We start from the raw sequence: 17458 nt of genomic DNA, 5'->3' as shown, positions 1-17458 counted from the left end.
CCTGATGGAGAATCGCCATGAAAATCGGAGAACTGGCCAAAGCCACCGACTGTGCGGTGGAGACCATTCGTTATTACGAGCGTGAGCAGCTACTGCCAGAGCCAGCGCGTACCGACGGTAATTACCGGCTGTACACCCAGGCCCATGTCGAGCGGCTGACCTTTATCCGCAACTGCCGCACCCTGGACATGACCCTGGACGAAATACGCAGCCTTTTGCGCCTGCGCGATAGCCCGGCGGGCTCATGTGGCAGCGTCAATGCGTTGATAGACGAACATATCGAACACGTGCAGGCGCGGATCGATGGCCTGGTGGCATTGCAGGAGCAACTGGTGGAGTTACGCAGACGGTGCAGTGCGCAGGGAGAGGAATGCGCGATCTTGCAGCGTTTGGAGGTGAACGGAGCAGTATCCGTGCCGGATACCGAGCCTTCGCACGTGGGGCGTAGCCACGGGCATTGAAGCCGCTGGGGCTGCTGCGCAGCCCTGGGCATTTGCGCGAATCAGACCGCCATCGGCGCCGTCATCGGTGCATGGTGCCCATAGCCTTCCAGGCTGAAATCGCTCGGTTCGATCTTCTCCAGCCACTCCGGCTCGTACTTGCCCGTCTCGGCGAACGCAGGCACGCGGTCGCTGATCACCAGCTTCGGTGCTTCCAGCGGCTCGCGCTTGAGTTGCTCGTTAAGCATGTCCAGATGGTTTTCGTACACATGGGCATCGCCAATGAAGTACGTGAACCAGCGCGGCGTGTAGCCCGTCAGGCGGCCGAACAGCGACAGCAGCGCCGCACCTTCGGTGAGGTTGAACGGTGTGCCCAGGCCCAAGTCATTGGAGCGGATGTAGAGCGTCAGGGAGATTTCCCTGGTCTGGACATTGGGGTGGAACTGGTACAGCAGGTGGCACGGCGGCAGCGCCATTTCGTCCAGCTGCGCGCAGTTCCAGCCATGGAACAGGATGCGCCGGCTGCCTGGGTCGTTGGCTATGGTGTCCAGGCACTGACGCACTTGGTCGATGGCCTTGTACAGCACGACGAACGCCTGGCCATCTTCCTCGTCCTGGGCAATCCTGCGAAAGCCCGCTTTTTCGGCCATTTCGATCGCTGCCGGGTTGCTCAGCGGGATGCGCTTGTAGCCCGGCCACTGGCGCCACTGCACACCGTAAATTTCGCCGAGGTCGTCATGGCCCTGGCGGAACGGGTTGGCCAGCCACTGGGCGTTCTCGTTGGCGTTCTGATCCCACACCTTGCAGCCCAGTTCGCGGAATTCACCTGCGTTCTTCACGCCACGCAGGAAGCCGACCATCTCGCCGATGGCAGACTTGAATGCCAGCTTGCGCGTGGTGATGGCCGGAAAGCCCTTTTGCAGATCGAAGCGCAGCATGGCGCCCGGCAGGCTGATGGTGCGGATGCCCGTGCGGTTTTCCTGCAGAGTGCCGTTTTCGATGACGTCACGGACCAGGTCCAGATACTGTTTCATGGCTTACCTGTAGCAAGAACGGCAGGGGGATCGCCCCTGCCGTTGGGAATCAGATGGCGGGTTTCGCCGTGGGTTTGCGATTATAAGCCCACCAGATCAATCCGAGGCCGGCCAGAATCATCGGGATGCAGAGTATCTGACCCATGGTCAGCCAGCCCCAGGCAATGTAGCCCAGCTGGGCATCCGGCACGCGGACGAATTCGACGATGAAGCGGAAGATGCCGTAGAACAGGGCGAACATCCCGGAAACCGCCATGGTCGGGCGCGGCTTGCGCGAGAACAGCCAGAGGATCGCGAACAACGCCACGCCTTCCAGGGCGAACTGGTACAGCTGCGATGGGTGGCGCGGCAGCTGGGCCGGGTCGCTGAACGGCGGGAAGATCATCGCCCACGGCACGTCGGTCGGCTTGCCCCACAGTTCGGCGTTGATGAAGTTGCCGATACGCCCTGCCCCCAGGCCAATCGGCACCAGCGGTGCGACGAAGTCCATCAGTTCGAAGAATGACTTGTTGTTGCGCTTGCCGAACCACAAGGCCGCCAGCATCACGCCGATGAAGCCGCCGTGGAACGACATGCCACCCTTCCATACCTCGAAGATCAACGTCGGGTTGGCCAGGTAGGCGTGCAGGTCGTAGAACAGCACATAACCCAAGCGCCCGCCGACGATCACCCCCATCGACAACCAGAACACCAAGTCAGAGAGCTTTTCACGCGACCAGGTGGGGTCGAAACGGTTGAGCCGGCGCGAGGCGAGCAGCCACGCGCCACCAATGCCGATCAGGTACATCAGGCCGTACCAATGGATTTTCAGCGGCCCGAGCGCAACGGCCACGGGGTCTATCTGCGGGTAAGGCAGCATGGATATTCCTCTGGTTTCAAATCAAAAAGCTCAGGCCTACGCAAAACAGCAGCGCGGCGAACAAGCGCTTGAGCAGGCGGGGCGACAACTTGTGCGCCAGCCGCGCGCCGAAGCGGGCGAAAAACATGCTGGTCACGGCAATGCCGACCAGCGCTGGCAGGTACACGAAGCCCACGCTATGGGCTGGCAGATGCTCATCGTGCCAACCCAGCCACATGAAACTCAGGGCGCTGGCCACGGCAATCGGCAGGCCGCAGGCCGAAGACGTGGCCACCGCCTGCTGCATCGGCAGGCTGCGCCAGGTCAGGAATGGCACGGTCAACGAACCACCGCCGATGCCGAAGATCGCCGAGGCCCAACCGATCACGCCACCGGCACCGATCAGTGCGGGCTTGCCGGGAATGCCGCGGCTGGCCTTGGGCTTGAGGTCCAGTGCCATCTGCGCGGCAATGATCAGCGCGAATACGCCGATGATCTTCTGCAACAGCGGGCCCTGGATAAGCGAAGCCGTCTTCGCGCCCACCCCGGCGCCCAGCAGGATACCCACGGTCATCCAGGCGAAGATCGGCCACTGCACCGCGCCCCGACGATGGTGCTCGCGCACGGCATTGATCGATGTGAAGACGATGGTTGCCAGCGAGGTACCGACTGCCAGGTGAGTGAGCACCGAAGCGTCGAAGCCCTGCAGGGTGAAGCTGAACACCAGCACCGGCACGATGATGATGCCGCCGCCCACGCCGAACAGCCCGGCCAGCACGCCGGCACAGGCGCCCAGAAGCAGATAGAGTGCGAACTCCATTCGTCGTCCCCGAAAAAACAATCCGGCATGGTAACGGAAGCCGGGCTCGGGGCTCTAGTGAACTCTGTGACAGGATGGATCGGCGCCGCCGCAGTGGGTAGAGTGGCAAAAAACCCAGAGGCCCAACCTATGTGCCTGATCGTATTCGCCTGGCGGCCAGGGCATGCCCTGCCGCTGATCGTGGCGGCCAACCGCGACGAGTTCTATGCCCGGCCCACGCAGGCGCTGGCAGCCTGGGAAGATGCGCCCGGCGTGCATGCAGGGCGTGACCTGGAGGCCGGTGGTACCTGGCTGGGCGTGGGGCCGCAGGGGCGGTTCGCCGCGCTGACCAACATTCGCGACCCAGGGCAGCCGTTGGGCCCCCGCTCACGCGGCGAGCTGGTGGCGGCATACCTGCAGGGTGAACTTGGGGTCGAGGCCTATCTGGACCAGGTCGCCAGCCGCAGCAAGCAGTATTCGGGGTTCAACCTGCTGGTGGGCGATGGTGTGCGCCTGGGGTATCTGCACGCTCGAGACGCGGCGCCGCGCTTGCTGGCGGCTGGGGTGTATGGGCTTTCCAATGCCGGGCTGGATACGCCGTGGCCCAAGCTGGTCAAGGCGCGCGACGGGCTGGAACGGTTACTGGGTTCAGCGGACCCGCAGCGTTTGATGGCGTTGCTGGCCGATGGTGAGACGGCGCCTGAGGCAGAGCTGCCGGAAACTGGCGTGGGCGTGGCGACCGAGAAGCTGCTGTCGAGTGTGTTCATTGCCAGCCAGAATTATGGGACGCGGGCCAGTACGGTGCTGATCGTGGATGATCAGGGTGTAAGACGGCTTATCGAGCGCAGTTTCGGGCCTTTTGGGGGGCACTTGGGGGAGGTTGAGCTTTGGGTTTGAGGGCCATGGGGCTGCTTTGCAGCCCTTTCGCGACACAAGGCCGCTCCTACAAGGGTCGCGTCGCCTGTAGGAGCGGCCTTGCGTCGCGAAAGGGCCGCAAAGCGGCCCCAGAATTCACAGGGTCTTGTTGGCCTCTGGCCCGATCATCCGCGCCAGCCCCAGGTTCTTCAGCGCCAATTGCAACGAGCTGTGGATAACCTGCGGGTTGTCATGGCTCAGGGCATCGGCCAGCAGCTCCTTGGCCTTGCTCATGTTTATCTGGCGCAGCATCCACTTCACCTTCGGCAGGTTGGTGGCGTTCATCGACAAGCTGTCGAAGCCCATGGCCATCAACAGGACCGCTGCTGCCGGATCACCGGCCATCTCGCCGCAGATACTGACTGGCTTGCCCTCGCCATGGGCATCACGCACCACGGTGTTCAAGGCTTGCAGCACTGCCGGGTGCAGGTAGTCGTAAAGGTCGGCAACCCGCGGGTTGTTGCGGTCTACTGCCAGCAGGTACTGGGTCAGGTCGTTGGAGCCTACCGAAAGGAAATCCACCTGACGCGCCAGCTCCTTGGTCTGGTAAACCGCGGCCGGGATCTCGACCATCACGCCAACCGGTGGCATCGGCACGTCCGTGCCTTCGTCACGCACCTCGCCCCAGGCGCGGTGAATCAGGTGCAGCGCCTCTTCCAGTTCGTGAATGCCGGAGATCATCGGCAGCAGAATGCGCAGGTTGTTCAGGCCTTCGCTGGCTTTGAGCATGGCGCGGGTCTGGACCAGGAAGATTTCCGGGTGGTCGAGGGTCACGCGGATGCCACGCCACCCCAGGAACGGGTTTTCTTCCTTGATCGGGAAGTAGGACAGCGCCTTGTCCCCGCCGATGTCGAGGGTACGCATGGTCACCGGCAGCGGGTGAAACGCCGCCAACTGCTCGCGATAGATGGCCAACTGCTCTTTTTCGCTGGGGAAGCGCTGGTTGATCATGAACGGCACTTCTGTGCGGTACAGGCCCACCCCTTCGGCGCCCCGCTGCTGGGCACGGGCCACGTCGGCAAGCAGGCCGGTGTTGACCCACAGCGGCATGCGATGACCGTCCAGGGTGATGCAAGGCAGTTCGCGCAACGCATCCAGGCCCTGGGCCAGCTGACGCTCTTCTTCGACCACCTCGCTGTATTGCTTGCGCAGCACGTCGCTGGGGTTGGTGAACACCTCGCCCTTGTAGCCATCGACGATCAGCTCGATACCATCGACCTTGGAATACGGCAGGTCGACCAGGCCCATCACCGTCGGGATACCCATGGCACGGGCCAGGATGGCGACGTGGGAGTTGCCCGAGCCCAGCACCGAGACCAGGCCCACCAGCTTGCCTTCCGGCACCTCACCCAACATCGCCGGGGTCAGCTCCTCGCTGACCAGGATGGTGTTGTCGGCATACACCAGCGATTGCGAACGGGCTTGCTGGAGGTAGGCCAGCAGACGGCGACCGAGGTCTTTCACGTCCGAGGCGCGCTCGCGCAGGTAGTCGTCGTCCATCAGCTCGAACCGGCTGACGTGCTCGCCGACCACCTGGCGCAGGGCGCCCTGGGCCCACTGGCCAGTCTTGATGACGTCAGTCACCTCACCGCCGAGGGCTGCGTCCTCAAGCATCATCAGGTACACGTCGAACAGCGCGCGTTCTTCCGGGCGCAACTGGGTGGCCAGCTTGGCCGAAAGCTTGCGCATGTCGGCGCGCACGCCCTCGAGGGCGTTGTGGAACAGTTTGAGTTCAGCGTCGATGTCTTCGACCGTCTTGTCCGGCACCACCTCAAGGTCGGCAGGCGGCAACATGACCACGGCTCGGCCGACGGCAGCGCCCGGCGAGCCTGGTACGCCGACGAAGCGCGCTTCCTGGATGCCCTTGCCCTGGCGGCCCAGGCCACGAATCGAGCCGGTGGCCTCGGCGTGAGCGATAACCCCGGCGAGTTGAGCGCTCATGGTGACCAGGAAGGCTTCTTCACCCTCGTCGAACTGGCGGCGTTCTTTTTGCTGAATGACCAGCACGCCGACCACACGACGGTGGTGGATGATCGGTGCACCCAGGAAGGACGCGAAACGCTCCTCGCCTGTTTCAGCGAAGTAGCGGTAACGTGGGTGATCAGCGGCGTTTTCCAGGTTCAGCGGCTCTTCCCGGGTACCGACCAGACCAACCAGGCCTTCGTTGGGGGCCATGCTGACCTTGCCGATGGATCGCTTGTTGAGGCCTTCGCTGGCCATCAGCACGAAGCGGTTGGTTTCCGGGTCGAGCAGGTAGACCGAGCAGACCTGGCTGCCCATGGCCTCCTTGACGCGCAAGACAATGATCCCCAACGCCGTCTTGAGATCTTTGGCGGAGTTCACTTCCTGGACGATCTTGCGCAGCGTATTGAGCATGGCTCGGGGTCGAACTCCGTCGTCAGTCGCGCGTCAAAAGACGCGGTGCTAGCTCTTTCAGGGCGCGGCGATACACTTCACGCTTGAAGGTCACCACCTGGCCCAGCGGGTACCAATAGCTGACCCAGCGCCAGCCATCGAATTCAGGCTTGCCGGTCAGGTCCATCCGCACCCGTTGCTCATTGCTCACCAGGCGCAGCAAAAACCATTTCTGCTTCTGGCCGATACACAGCGGTTGGCTGTGGGTACGTACCAGACGCTGGGGTAAACGATAACGCAACCAGCCGCGGGTGCAGGCAAGAATTTCCACATCATCGCGTTCAAGGCCAACTTCTTCGTTCAGCTCGCGGTACAGGGCATCTTCCGGCGTCTCGTCAGGGTTGATACCACCCTGAGGGAATTGCCAGGCATCCTGGTTGATCCGCCGAGCCCATAGCACCTGCCCGGCATCATTCGTGAGAATGATCCCGACATTTGGGCGAAAACCATCCGGGTCGATCACGGCAGCAACCTCGCAAACGCATGTCACCGCATTGTTCCACAAAGCCTGCGAGCGCAGCAACGCGCCCGCCACGCTTATGTGCAGCGAGGTGAAAACTCCGTATTCTGCGGGCCTTCCCTATGGCTGACGCGAGTAACCGCAATGCGCCTGGCTTTATTCGACCTGGACAATACCCTCCTCGGTGGCGACAGTGACCACGCGTGGGGTGATTACCTGTGCGAACGGGGGATTCTTGACCCGATCGCGTACAAACAACGCAACGATGCCTTCTACCAGGATTACCTGAACGGCACCCTCGACCTGCAGGCCTACCTGGCCTTTTCCATGGAAATCCTCGCAGCCACCGAACCCGCCCAGCTCGACCAATGGCACCGCGAATTCATGCGCGACTGCATCGAGCCGATCATCCTGCCCAAGGCCCTGGCCCTGCTGCAGCAACACCGTGAGGCAGGCGACCAACTGGTGATCATCACCGCCACCAACCGTTTCGTAACCGCGCCGATTGCCCGCCGTCTGGGCGTTCGCACGCTATTGGCGACCGAATGCGAAACACGCGATGGCCGCTATACCGGGCGCAGTACCGATATACCGTGCTTCCGTGAAGGCAAGGTGACGAGGCTGGAACGCTGGATGCTGGAGAACGGGTTCGACCTGCAAGACAGCTACTTCTATAGCGATTCGATGAATGACTTGCCGCTGTTGCAGCGGGTGTCACATGCTGTCGCGGTGGACCCGGACCCTAACCTGCAGGCTGAGGCTGAGCGGCGCGGGTGGCCGGTGATTTCGCTTAGGGACTGAGCCTTTTTGGGGCTGCAGAGCGGCCCGGCCAGCTTCAGACCGGCTTGGCGCCCATCAACCCGGCGATGGACAGGAAGCAGACACCGCTGAAGACCGCCAGGGCCAGGGTAAACCGCATACCCACCGCCTCAGCCTTGCGCAGCCGGTTCAGACGCACCAGCAGCCACCACGCGGCGAACGCACCGAGGGTATAGATGACGCTGGACGCCAGCACCCAGGTCTGCCCCAGCGGCCAACCCACCAGGTGAACCAGCCACCAACCGGTGAACGGCATGCTCAGCAGGCTCACGCCCATCACCAGCCAGACGAACACCAAAGGCCGACGCAGCAGCTTGCCATAAGCCTGGGCGTCGCCTTGACGTCGGGCGCGCACGGTCCAGATCGCCAAGCCCAGTGCGCCCAGCAATAACAGGGCGGTGGCAATGAGGTGCAGGGCCTTGAGGGTGGTCAGGTGTTCCATGTCTTCACATCCTTGGAGGGTTAGCCAAGCTTAGTCGCTCAACCCAGGAAGAGCCGGTAAGCGGGATTGTCGGTCTCATCCCAGTACGGATACCCAATCTTGGCCAGCGCCGCCGGCACCAGGTGGCGTTCGTCCTCCGGCACCTGCAACCCCGCCACCACACGCCCGTCGGCGGCGCCGTGGTTGCGGTAGTGGAACATCGAGATGTTCCAGCGCCCGCCCAGCTTGTTGAGGAAGTTGAACAGCGCCCCCGGCCGCTCAGGGAACTCGAAGCGCAGCACGATCTCGTCGCGTGCACCGGCCGAATGGCCACCCACCATGTGGCGGATGTGCATCTTGGCCAGCTCGTTGTCAGTCAGGTCGGTAACAGGGAAACCCTGCTCGGTCAGTTGCTGCACCAACGCAGCGCGTGGGTCGTTCTCCGGATGGGTCTGCACGCCAACGAAGATATGGGCTTCGTCGGATGTGTGCTTGCGGTAGTTGAATTCGGTGATCTGGCGCTTGCCGATGGCCTCGCAGAACGCCTTGAAGCTGCCCGGCCGCTCGGGGATGGTCACGGCGATGATCGCTTCGCGCTTCTCGCCCAGCTCGGCACGCTCGGCGACGTGACGCAGGCGGTCGAAGTTGACGTTGGCGCCCGAGTCGATAGCCACCAGCGTTTGCCCGCTGACGCCGTTGAGCTCCACATATTTCTTGATGCCAGCGACACCCAAGGCACCTGCAGGTTCGGTGATCGAGCGGGTATCGTCGTAGATATCCTTGATTGCTGCACAGATCTCGTCAGTGTTGACGGTGATCACTTCATCCACATGCAAGCGGCAGATGTCGAAGGTATGCTGACCGATCTGGGCCACGGCCACGCCATCGGCGAACAGCCCAACCTGCGGCAGCACCACGCGCTCGCCAGCGGCCATGGCTGCCTGCAGGCAATTGGAGTCATCCGGTTCGACGCCAATCACCTTGATTTCCGGGCGCAGGTATTTCACGTAGGCGGCGATGCCGGCGATCAGCCCACCGCCGCCCACCGGCACGAAGATCGCATCCAGCCGGCCTGGGTGCTGGCGCAGGATTTCCATGGCCACGGTGCCTTGCCCGGCAATGGTGTGCGGGTCGTCATAAGGGTGGATATAGACGAAGCCCTTCTCATCGACCAGTTTCAGCGAGTAGGCCAGCGCCTCGGGGAACGAATCGCCATGCAATACCACCTTGCCGCCACGCGAGCGTACGCCTTCGATCTTGATCTCCGGGGTGGTCTTGGGCATCACGATGGTGGCCTTGATGCCCAGCTCGCGGGCTGCCAGGGCCAGCCCCTGTGCATGGTTGCCGGCCGAGGCGGTGACCACGCCGCGGGCCAGTTCTTCCGGGCTCAGTTGCGCCAGCTTGTTGTACGCCCCACGGATCTTGAAGGAGAACACCGGCTGCAGGTCTTCACGCTTGAGCAGAATCTGGTTGCCCAGGCGCTTGCTCAGTTGCCCGGCGCTGTGCAGCGGGGTTTCGACAGCGACGTCGTAGACGCGCGAGGTGAGGATCTTCTTGACGTACTGTTCGAGCATCGGGAAAGCATCACTGGCCGCGGGACAAGGGCTGCGAGTCTACCCCAGCGCTACGTCGGGCGACCACAGCAAAGCCGCCCGAGCCGTTATACTAGCCTCCTTTCATTACCGCCCTGCCCCTTTCCGGAGCCCGCATGACCCAGGACCAACTCAAACAGGCCGTCGCCCAGGCCGCTGTCGACTTCATTCTGCCCAAGCTGGATGAAAAGAGCGTCGTCGGCGTCGGCACCGGTTCGACTGCCAACTTTTTCATTGACGCCCTGGCCCAGCACAAGACGGCGTTCGACGGCGCGGTCGCCAGCTCCGAGGCCACGGCACAGCGTCTGAAGGGCCATGGCATCCCGGTCTATGAGCTGAACAGCGTCAGCGAGCTGGAGTTCTATGTCGACGGCGCCGACGAGAGCGATGCACACCTGAACCTGATCAAAGGCGGTGGCGCGGCACTGACGCGCGAAAAAATCGTCGCGGCCGTGGCCAAGACCTTCATCTGCATCGCCGATGCCAGCAAGCTGGTGCCGGTGCTGGGCGCCTTCCCGCTGCCGGTCGAGGTGATCCCGATGGCCCGCAGCCACGTGGCGCGCCAACTGGTCAAGCTGGGTGGCGACCCGGTGTACCGTGAGGGTGTGGTCACCGATAACGGCAACGTGATCCTGGATGTGTACAACCTGCAGATCACCAACCCCGTAGAGCTGGAGGCGCAGATCAATGCGATCGTCGGCGTGGTGACCAATGGCCTGTTTGCCGCACGGCCGGCAGACTTGCTGTTGCTGGGCACCCCGGAAGGCGTGAAGAGCCTGAAAGCCGAGTGATGCCATTGCCGGCAAGCTGGCTCCCCCAGGCAATCCACAGCAGTGGTGACCGCGTGGGAGGCGGCCTGCCGGCAATTACGCTCAAAAGCCCAGTCAATCCGTGGGCTGTTTGAACACATAGAACAGGTTCGGCTCACTGACCAGATAAATGGTCCCCGCTTCATCCATGGCAATCCCCTCCGCCTGCGGCACCGTCTGCTTGAGCCCCTGGTACCCCTTGCGCAGCGACAGCGTGCTCAACGGTTTACCTTTCACATCCAACTCCAGCACCAGGCGTGATTCATCCGACAGTGCCAGCAGATGCCCGCTGCGCTCGTCGAACTGCAGGCTCGACAGATCCCTCACGAACAGCCGCGCATCGCGCTTGCGGTCCTGCACCACATGCACTGCATAGGGCTGCTCCGGGTTTTCATGGGGAAACCCGTGAATTTCGTAGATCACCATCGGGTCTCGCTCCTTGGCCACGAACAGGCGTTTGCCCGCCGAGTCGTAGGCCAGCCCCTCGAACCCCTTGTTGCCGTTCAGGCCGATACCAAGGCTCAACTGCTCGGCATCGTGGGCATCCAGGAACATCGTGTCGTCCTCAAGGCGCACGCGAATCAGCCGTTGCTGGCGCTCATCGGTGATCACGTAACTGTTGGGCCCTACGTATTCGACCGCCTCGGGATCGCCGAAACCGGTCAACGGCACCCGCCGCAGGATACGACCGTCGAGGGACAACTCGATCAGTTCGGAGCGCTTGTTGGTCACCGTGAACAGGGTCTTGCGGTCGGGGTCGTAAGTCAGTGCCGAAACATCATCGTCCAGCCCGTCTATAGGCTGCGCCTCGGTCACTACCCGATAGCGATCCAGGCCCATGCTTTGCTCAGCGGGCTGCCACCAGGTCTTGAAGTTGAACCAGCCACGCTCGAGCAAACGGAACTGCTGCTCCGCCACGCCCAGCAAGAGCACGGCGAGCAGGCCAATGACAGCCAGGACCAGGGGCATACGAACATAGCGACGCATAGGGCAGACTCGGTTTGAGGATGACGAATCTAACCACGAACAACTGAAGTAAAGCTTAATGCCAGCATGCGAAAAATCTGAAATGGCCGTCAGTTTTTCTTGAATCGATAGAACAGCGCCGGCTCACTGACCATGTACAGGTTGCCCTGGTCGTCCATCGCCACCCCTTCAGCACGCGGAATGGTGTCCTTGAGGCCGTTGAAACCGCCCAGCAAGGTCATGAAACTCACCTGCTGACCTTGCTCGTCGAGCTCCAGCAGCATGTTGGAGTCCGCCGACAGCACCAACAGATGGCCCGTACGCGGGTCGACACCCAAGCCTGAGAGGTTGCGCAGGTCGAGTTCGTTGCTGGCCAGCGGCTGCTTGTCACCTTTGAGCGGGCTGCGCCCATCGGTGCTCCAGGTATACAGCTTTGGCGGCCGCTCCTCGCCGATCACCAGACGCTGGCGCATCGGGTCCCATGCCACGGCCTCGAAGCCCTTGTTGCTTTTCACCGACTCGCCCAGGTCGTGGCTCTGAAAATCTGCATGGTTCAGCGACTTGGTTTGTGCGTCCACCTTGACCACGGTCAGGTCGTGCAGACGTTCATCGGTAATGGCCAAGCGGCCATCTTCCAGCACGGCAACCCCTTCGGGGTTGTTCCACCCCTGCAAGGGGATCTGCCTCAGCACATCACCATCCAGGCTCAGCTCGACCAGGAACGGGTTCTTGCCCATGACCACAAACAACGTGCGGGTATGCGGATTGAACGCTACGTCCGAGGCTTCATCATCTTCCATGCCCGGCATAGGCTTGGCATCGATATCGACCTTATAGTCCGGCAACCAGACGCTTTCGCTGCGCTCGGCGCTGCTCTCGAAGCCTTCCTGGACCCACAGTCGGCCACGGTCATCCCAGTGCATCGCCACGGCCACGCCATAGCCGATCACCGCAGCCACAGCCAGGCCGAACGGCCAGCGCAGGTAGAAGCGACGCTTGGTGGATACGGGAGCGCTGGAAGACAGGGCCATACAGAGTATTCCTGGGTAAATAGGCGGAGATTCGCGCATTATCCAGATAGGTTGTGAAAAAAACGGTAAATCGCGTCGCCCGCTTCGCGGGCGACACAGTCTCTGCTCAGAGTACCCGGCTTTCGAAGCGGCTCACGCCCGGCAACTCCAGCACCAGCTCATCACCCACTTCGAAGGGGCCGACGCCAGCCGGGGTACCGGTCAGGATCACATCCCCCGGCAGCAGCGAAAAGTGCGAGGCCATGTGCTGGATGATCGGCACGATCGGGTTGAGCATCATCGCGCTGTTACCGTCCTGGCGAACGTCACCATTGATGGTCAGGCGCACCGGGATGTCGGCCAGGTCTTCGAACGTGCCGGCAGCGACGAAAGGCGGCAGTACGCAGGCACCGTCGAAGCTCTTGCAGGTCTCCCACGGCATGCCCTTTTCCTTGAGCTTGGCCTGCACGTCACGCAGGGTCAGGTCCAGCGCCGGGGCAAAGCCGGAGATGGCATCCAGCACTTCCTCTTCAGATGGATGTGCCGACAGCGGCTTGCCCAGCAACACCGCGATTTCGGCTTCGTAATGCACCGAACCACGGTCGGTAGGAATCTTGAAACCACCCTCCAGCGGCACCACGCAACTGCCCGGCTTGATGAACAGCAACGGCTCGGTCGGAATGGGATTGCCCAGTTCCTTGGCGTGCTCGGCATAGTTGCGGCCAACGCACACCACCTTGCCCAGCGGGAAGTGGATACGGGTGCCGTCTACGTACTGGTGCTGGTAACTCATGGCCGACTCCTTTGATTACTGCTTTTATTCAGGAGCGAAGATCTTACCCGGATTCATGATGCCGTTAGGGTCGAAGACGGCCTTTATCGCCTTCATGCAGGCGATTTCCTGTGGTGAGCGGCTATAGCCAAGGTAATCGCGCTTGGTCATGCCCACACCGTGCTCGGCGGAGATCGAGCCGTTATAGCGCTGGACGATCTCGAACACCCACTTGTTGACCTTGGTGCATGAAGCGAAGAAATCGTCTTTGCTCATGGACTCGGGCTTGAGGATGTTCAGGTGCAGGTTGCCGTCGCCGATGTGCCCGTACCAGACCACCTCATAGTCGGGATAGTGCTCGCTGACGATGGCATCGATGTCGCGCAGGAACGCCGGCACCTTGGAAACCGTGACAGAGATATCGTTCTTGTACGGCGTCCAGTGGGAGATGGTTTCGGACAGGTACTCGCGCAGCTTCCAGAGGTTTCTCAACTGAGCTTCGCTCTGGCTCATCACCCCGTCCAGTACCCAGCCTTGCTCGAGGCAGTGCTCGAAGGTGGCCAGCGCATCGTTGGCCACCTCCTCGGTACTGGCCTCGAACTCCAGCAGGGCATAGAACGGGCAGTCGGTGGCGAACGGCGCAGGCACATCGCCACGTGCCATGATCTTGGCCAGACCCTTGTCGGAAAAGAACTCGAATGCCGTGAGGTCAAGCTTGCCCTGGAAGGCATGCAACACCGGCATGATCGAATCGAAGTCCGGCGTGCCCAGCACCATGGCGGTGAGGTTGCGTGGGGCGCGGTCCAGGCGCATGGTGGCCTCGACCACGAAGCCCAGGGTACCTTCGGCGCCGATGAACAACTGGCGCAGGTCATAGCCCGTGGCGTTCTTGATGAGGTTCTTGTTCAGCTCGAGCAGCTCGCCCTTGCCAGTGACAACTTTCAGGCCGGCAACCCAGTTACGGGTCATGCCGTAGCGAATGACCTTGATGCCGCCGGCGTTTGTGCCGATGTTGCCGCCGATCTGGCTGGAGCCACTCGAGGCGAAATCCACCGGGTAATAAAGCCCCTGTTCTTCGGCGAATGCCTGCAGCTGGCGAGTGATGACCCCTGGCTGGCAGACCGCCGTGCGGTCGAAGGCATTGAAATCGAGAATCTGGTTCATGTAGTCGAAGGCGACTACCACTTCACCATTGGCTGCCACCGCACCGGCGGAGAGCCCGGTCCGACCGCCGGAAGGCACCAGCGCCACCTGATGGCGATTGGCCCAGCCAACGATGGCCTGAACCTGTTCCACGCTTTTGGGGAACACGATGGCAGTGGGCGCGGGCGGAAAATGCTTGGTCCAATCCTTGCCGTACGCTTCCAGGGAAGCGGCATCGGTCAGGACCTTGCCAGGGTCTACCAAGGTCATCAGTTCATCAATTACCGCGGGGTGCGTCATCGCCGGAACTCTCGACTTATTCATAGTCACCCTGAGTACTCTTCACCTGTCGGGATAAGCTCAGATTGTGTCGCGTATGCTAGCATAGCGCCCCCGCTGTTCGTGCTAAGGCCCGCGCTGCGCCTAGCATCACTTCTCGCCATTTTTTCTCCGGGATACAGGTTTACGCAGATGAGCAAGACTTCTCTCGACAAGAGCAAGATCAGGTTCCTTCTTCTTGAAGGTGTGCACCAGAACGCGGTGGATACCCTCAAGGCCGCCGGGTACACCAACATCGAGTACCTCACTGGCTCGCTGCCGGAAGCAGAACTCAAGGAAAAGATCGCTGATGCCCACTTCATCGGCATCCGTTCGCGTACCCAGCTGACCGAAGAGATCTTCGACTGTGCCAAGAAACTGGTCGCCGTCGGTTGCTTCTGCATCGGCACCAACCAGGTCGACCTGGACGCTGCACGCGAGCGCGGCATTGCCGTGTTCAACGCGCCATACTCCAACACCCGTTCGGTGGCGGAACTGGTACTGGCCGAAGCCATCCTGCTGTTGCGCGGCATCCCCGAGAAAAACGCCTCCTGCCACCGTGGCGGCTGGATCAAGAGCGCGGCCAACTCGTTCGAAATCCGCGGCAAGAAGCTGGGCATCGTCGGCTATGGCTCGATCGGTACCCAGCTGTCGGTACTGGCCGAGAGCCTGGGCATGCAGGTCTACTTCTACGACCCGCTGACCAAGCTGCCGCTGGGCAACGCCGTACAAGTCACCAGCCTGCACGAACTGCTGGGCCTGGCCGACATCGTCTCGCTGCACGTGCCTGAGCTGCCATCCACCCAGTGGATGATCGGTGAGAAAGAAATCCGCGCGATGAAGAAGGGCTCGATCCTGATCAACGCCGCCCGTGGCACCGTGGTAGAACTGGACCACCTGGCCGCAGCCATCAAGGACAAGCACCTGATCGGCGCCGCCATCGACGTGTTCCCGGTCGAGCCACGCTCCAACGACGAAGAGTTCGAAAGCCCGCTGCGCGGCCTGGACAACGTGATCCTGACCCCGCACATCGGCGGCTCCACCGCCGAGGCCCAGGCCAACATCGGCCTGGAAGTGGCCGAGAAACTGGTCAAGTACAGCGACAACGGCACCTCGGTATCGTCGGTCAACTTCCCTGAAGTCGCCCTGCCGGCACACCCGGGCAAGCACCGCCTGCTGCACATCCACGAAAACATTCCGGGCGTGCTCAGCGAGATCAACAAAGTCTTCGCCGAGAACGGTATCAACATCTCCGGTCAGTTCCTGCAGACCAACGAGAAAGTGGGTTACGTGGTAATCGACGTTGACGCCGAGTACTCGGACCTTGCGCAAGAGAAGCTGCAGCACGTCAAGGGCACCATCCGCTCGCGCGTACTGTTCTGAGCTTGATTGCGGTATGAAAAAAGGGAGGCCTTGGTGGCCTCCCTTTTTTGTTTCGCCAACAAGCCAGCTCACACAACGATGCGAGTGGGGATCGACTTGCCAGCTTAAGGGCTGCGTGATGGCTCGGCTTACTTCACTTCAACCGTGATCTTCTTCGACTCAACGCTTGGCTTGAACGGCACGTGATACTGGTCACCCAGTACCAGCTGCAGGGTATGCTTGCCCGGCGTCAGGGTAAGAGTGGTTTCGGTCTGGGCCTTGCCGAAGTGCAGCACCTGCGGGCCGGCTGGCAACGCCGCGCCGCCTTCCGGCATCAGGCTGGTCGGCAGTGGCTGATCGGCTGCAGGCTCCTTGTCCACATCCACCAGCAGGTGGTGGTGGCCCGTGTGCGGGGTCTGGTCACCCGCAGGCTTGAGCCCCATGCCTTCGATGCCAAACTTGACGGTAAAGGTCTTGTCGACCGTTGCGCCATCGGCGGGGGAAACGATGAAGACCTTGGCATCCTTGGGCGGCTCCTGGCTCTTCAGCGCATCCGCAGCGCTGGCCAGTACCGAGGCCCCCATCAGCAGACCGGCTACGGCAGCACGCGAAAATAGGCTGTTCATTCACTTCTCCTGTGATTCACTCATTGACCGCCACCTGCAAACGAACGGCAGCGGAAGCTCACCATAGCCCACAAAGAGAAAAAATTCAGTTAGGGTTAAACATCGCCAAGGCTTCAAGGTCATAGGCTGCGCTCGACCACGACGAGGAAGAAAGTCGTGGCGACAGTTATTCATTTGCCAAAGAAAAGGGGCATTAGATGCGTTCGACCATGGGTGTACTGCTGGCAGTACTGATCACGCCATTGGCTCAAGCCGAGCTGATAGACGAAATCGCCGACCGGGGCGAACTGCGCATTGCCGTACAGGCCGACAACTCGCCGTATGCCTTCAAGGAAAACGAGCATCTGACGGGCTTTGAAATCGAATTCGGCCAAGAGCTGGCCAAACAACTGGACCTGCGTGTCGAGTTCATTGAAACGCCTGTGGCCGAGATACTGCCGGGTGTTGAAAGTGGCAAATACGACATCACCCTGACCCCATCGGACAATGCTCCCAAGGCCGATACGCCGTTTGATCTGAGCCAGCCTTTTGGCGAGAGGAAACTGGTCATCCCGTTCCAGAAAGACAATCCGGCGTTCGAGAGCGCGGTGAACAACGCGCTGCAGCGCCTCAAGGACAGCGGCCGTACAGCGGAGCTTGAGCAGAAGTGGTTCAAGGGTGTGCCGGAGACGGCTACCGGGCAGTGAGTCATTTATTGCCTGCACCAGCCTTTACGCGGG

General features: G+C 61.6%; 18 protein-coding genes. 6 read left to right on the top strand and 12 right to left on the bottom strand.

The features are described from left to right. The first annotated feature begins 17 nt into the window (after nucleotides 1–17). Nucleotides 18–461: a cadmium resistance transcriptional regulator CadR gene (gene cadR, locus EGJ09_RS08640; RefSeq protein ID WP_115273345.1), complete on the top strand. Its 444-nt coding sequence runs from the start codon at nucleotides 18–20 to the stop codon at nucleotides 459–461. Between the two features lie 41 nt (nucleotides 462–502). On the opposite strand, the gene EGJ09_RS08635 is transcribed toward cadR, so the two are convergent. From EGJ09_RS08635 to EGJ09_RS08625, 3 genes are read right to left on the bottom strand one after another with little or no spacing between them, the layout of a single operon-like run. Then, a complete protein-coding gene (locus tag EGJ09_RS08635) occupies nucleotides 503–1474 on the bottom strand; it encodes a thymidylate synthase (protein WP_125923618.1) in 972 nt (323 codons plus the stop codon). A 49-nt stretch (nucleotides 1475–1523) separates the two neighbouring features. Then, entirely contained in the window at nucleotides 1524–2333 is an 810-nt protein-coding gene (lgt, locus tag EGJ09_RS08630) for a prolipoprotein diacylglyceryl transferase (RefSeq protein WP_046787008.1), read from the bottom strand. A gap of 16 nt (nucleotides 2334–2349) precedes the next feature. Continuing rightward, nucleotides 2350–3132, bottom strand: a complete 783-nt coding sequence (locus EGJ09_RS08625) for a sulfite exporter TauE/SafE family protein (protein ID WP_046787007.1) — start codon at nucleotides 3130–3132, stop codon at nucleotides 2350–2352. Nucleotides 3133–3261: 129 nt separating this feature from the next. Between EGJ09_RS08625 and EGJ09_RS08620 the strand changes: the two genes are divergently transcribed. Then, nucleotides 3262–4008 (top strand): NRDE family protein, encoded by a 747-nt coding sequence (locus EGJ09_RS08620; protein WP_125923617.1) that lies wholly within the window; start codon nucleotides 3262–3264, stop codon nucleotides 4006–4008. Between the two features lie 114 nt (nucleotides 4009–4122). Here the strand turns inward: EGJ09_RS08620 and ptsP are convergent, their stop codons facing one another. Continuing rightward, nucleotides 4123–6402 carry a phosphoenolpyruvate--protein phosphotransferase gene (ptsP, locus tag EGJ09_RS08615; RefSeq protein ID WP_125923616.1) on the bottom strand — a complete coding sequence of 760 codons (2280 nt, stop codon included), beginning with the start codon at nucleotides 6400–6402 and terminating at the stop codon, nucleotides 4123–4125. 22 nt (nucleotides 6403–6424) lie between these two features. After that, on the bottom strand, nucleotides 6425–6904 hold the full coding sequence (locus EGJ09_RS08610; protein ID WP_003249017.1) for an RNA pyrophosphohydrolase: 480 nt from the start codon (nucleotides 6902–6904) through the stop codon (nucleotides 6425–6427). 141 nt (nucleotides 6905–7045) lie between these two features. Between EGJ09_RS08610 and EGJ09_RS08605 the strand changes: the two genes are divergently transcribed. Continuing rightward, the gene (locus EGJ09_RS08605; RefSeq protein ID WP_115273343.1) at nucleotides 7046–7702 is read left to right on the top strand and encodes an HAD family phosphatase; all 657 of its coding nucleotides are present in this window, start codon (nucleotides 7046–7048) and stop codon (nucleotides 7700–7702) included. 34 nt (nucleotides 7703–7736) lie between these two features. Here the strand turns inward: EGJ09_RS08605 and EGJ09_RS08600 are convergent, their stop codons facing one another. Further along, the gene (locus EGJ09_RS08600) at nucleotides 7737–8162 is read right to left on the bottom strand and encodes a DUF2269 family protein (RefSeq protein WP_046787003.1); all 426 of its coding nucleotides are present in this window, start codon (nucleotides 8160–8162) and stop codon (nucleotides 7737–7739) included. Nucleotides 8163–8200: 38 nt separating this feature from the next. Beyond that, complete coding sequence (ilvA, locus tag EGJ09_RS08595; RefSeq protein ID WP_046787002.1) at nucleotides 8201–9715, bottom strand: threonine ammonia-lyase, biosynthetic; 1515 nt, start codon at nucleotides 9713–9715, stop codon at nucleotides 8201–8203. A 134-nt stretch (nucleotides 9716–9849) separates the two neighbouring features. Between ilvA and rpiA the strand changes: the two genes are divergently transcribed. Then, nucleotides 9850–10524 (top strand): ribose-5-phosphate isomerase RpiA, encoded by a 675-nt coding sequence (rpiA, locus tag EGJ09_RS08590; protein WP_012312262.1) that lies wholly within the window; start codon nucleotides 9850–9852, stop codon nucleotides 10522–10524. 93 nt (nucleotides 10525–10617) lie between these two features. Here rpiA and EGJ09_RS08585 read toward each other — a convergent pair whose 3' ends face one another. The 4 genes from EGJ09_RS08585 to EGJ09_RS08570 all read right to left on the bottom strand — a co-directional run bounded on the left by EGJ09_RS08585 (nucleotide 10618) and on the right by EGJ09_RS08570 (nucleotide 14733). Then, complete coding sequence (locus EGJ09_RS08585; protein ID WP_046787001.1) at nucleotides 10618–11529, bottom strand: SdiA-regulated domain-containing protein; 912 nt, start codon at nucleotides 11527–11529, stop codon at nucleotides 10618–10620. Between the two features lie 89 nt (nucleotides 11530–11618). Further along, nucleotides 11619–12539: an SdiA-regulated domain-containing protein gene (locus EGJ09_RS08580; protein WP_046787000.1), complete on the bottom strand. Its 921-nt coding sequence runs from the start codon at nucleotides 12537–12539 to the stop codon at nucleotides 11619–11621. Nucleotides 12540–12645: 106 nt separating this feature from the next. Then, nucleotides 12646–13311, bottom strand: a complete 666-nt coding sequence (locus tag EGJ09_RS08575; protein ID WP_012312259.1) for a fumarylacetoacetate hydrolase family protein — start codon at nucleotides 13309–13311, stop codon at nucleotides 12646–12648. A gap of 24 nt (nucleotides 13312–13335) precedes the next feature. Continuing rightward, nucleotides 13336–14733 (bottom strand): FAD-binding oxidoreductase, encoded by a 1398-nt coding sequence (locus tag EGJ09_RS08570; protein WP_125923615.1) that lies wholly within the window; start codon nucleotides 14731–14733, stop codon nucleotides 13336–13338. Nucleotides 14734–14904: 171 nt separating this feature from the next. On the opposite strand from EGJ09_RS08570, the gene serA reads away from it, so the two are divergent. After that, nucleotides 14905–16134 (top strand): phosphoglycerate dehydrogenase, encoded by a 1230-nt coding sequence (gene serA / locus EGJ09_RS08565; protein ID WP_039602651.1) that lies wholly within the window; start codon nucleotides 14905–14907, stop codon nucleotides 16132–16134. 128 nt (nucleotides 16135–16262) lie between these two features. Here the strand turns inward: serA and EGJ09_RS08560 are convergent, their stop codons facing one another. Continuing rightward, the gene (locus tag EGJ09_RS08560) at nucleotides 16263–16739 is read right to left on the bottom strand and encodes a DUF4399 domain-containing protein (RefSeq protein WP_046786998.1); all 477 of its coding nucleotides are present in this window, start codon (nucleotides 16737–16739) and stop codon (nucleotides 16263–16265) included. A 197-nt stretch (nucleotides 16740–16936) separates the two neighbouring features. On the opposite strand from EGJ09_RS08560, the gene EGJ09_RS08555 reads away from it, so the two are divergent. Beyond that, nucleotides 16937–17425 (top strand): ABC transporter substrate-binding protein, encoded by a 489-nt coding sequence (locus EGJ09_RS08555; RefSeq protein WP_046786997.1) that lies wholly within the window; start codon nucleotides 16937–16939, stop codon nucleotides 17423–17425. Nucleotides 17426–17458 lie beyond the last annotated feature (33 nt).

It is taken from the genome of Pseudomonas sp. p106 (genome assembly GCF_003936645.1).
Classification (GTDB): domain Bacteria; phylum Pseudomonadota; class Gammaproteobacteria; order Pseudomonadales; family Pseudomonadaceae; genus Aquipseudomonas; species Aquipseudomonas putida_E.
Note: the sequence above shows the minus strand (reverse complement) of the source record. Positions and strands in the feature narration are given on the sequence as shown.

Bases quoted from the DNA above. Each gene is read 5' to 3' on its own strand.
- cadR (WP_115273345.1), top strand. From the start codon at position 18: ATGAAAATCGGAGAACTGGCCAAAGCCACCGACTGTGCGGTGGAGACC.
- EGJ09_RS08635 (WP_125923618.1), bottom strand. From the start codon at position 1,474: ATGAAACAGTATCTGGACCTGGTCCGTGACGTCATCGAAAACGGCACT.
- lgt (WP_046787008.1), bottom strand. From the start codon at position 2,333: ATGCTGCCTTACCCGCAGATAGACCCCGTGGCCGTTGCGCTCGGGCCG.
- EGJ09_RS08625 (WP_046787007.1), bottom strand. From the start codon at position 3,132: ATGGAGTTCGCACTCTATCTGCTTCTGGGCGCCTGTGCCGGCGTGCTG.
- EGJ09_RS08620 (WP_125923617.1), top strand. From the start codon at position 3,262: ATGTGCCTGATCGTATTCGCCTGGCGGCCAGGGCATGCCCTGCCGCTG.
- ptsP (WP_125923616.1), bottom strand. From the start codon at position 6,402: ATGCTCAATACGCTGCGCAAGATCGTCCAGGAAGTGAACTCCGCCAAA.
- EGJ09_RS08605 (WP_115273343.1), top strand. From the start codon at position 7,046: ATGCGCCTGGCTTTATTCGACCTGGACAATACCCTCCTCGGTGGCGAC.
- EGJ09_RS08600 (WP_046787003.1), bottom strand. From the start codon at position 8,162: ATGGAACACCTGACCACCCTCAAGGCCCTGCACCTCATTGCCACCGCC.
- ilvA (WP_046787002.1), bottom strand. From the start codon at position 9,715: ATGCTCGAACAGTACGTCAAGAAGATCCTCACCTCGCGCGTCTACGAC.
- rpiA (WP_012312262.1), top strand. From the start codon at position 9,850: ATGACCCAGGACCAACTCAAACAGGCCGTCGCCCAGGCCGCTGTCGAC.
- EGJ09_RS08585 (WP_046787001.1), bottom strand. From the start codon at position 11,529: ATGCGTCGCTATGTTCGTATGCCCCTGGTCCTGGCTGTCATTGGCCTG.
- EGJ09_RS08580 (WP_046787000.1), bottom strand. From the start codon at position 12,539: ATGGCCCTGTCTTCCAGCGCTCCCGTATCCACCAAGCGTCGCTTCTAC.
- EGJ09_RS08575 (WP_012312259.1), bottom strand. From the start codon at position 13,311: ATGAGTTACCAGCACCAGTACGTAGACGGCACCCGTATCCACTTCCCG.
- EGJ09_RS08570 (WP_125923615.1), bottom strand. From the start codon at position 14,733: ATGACGCACCCCGCGGTAATTGATGAACTGATGACCTTGGTAGACCCT.
- serA (WP_039602651.1), top strand. From the start codon at position 14,905: ATGAGCAAGACTTCTCTCGACAAGAGCAAGATCAGGTTCCTTCTTCTT.
- EGJ09_RS08560 (WP_046786998.1), bottom strand. From the start codon at position 16,739: ATGAACAGCCTATTTTCGCGTGCTGCCGTAGCCGGTCTGCTGATGGGG.
- EGJ09_RS08555 (WP_046786997.1), top strand. From the start codon at position 16,937: ATGCGTTCGACCATGGGTGTACTGCTGGCAGTACTGATCACGCCATTG.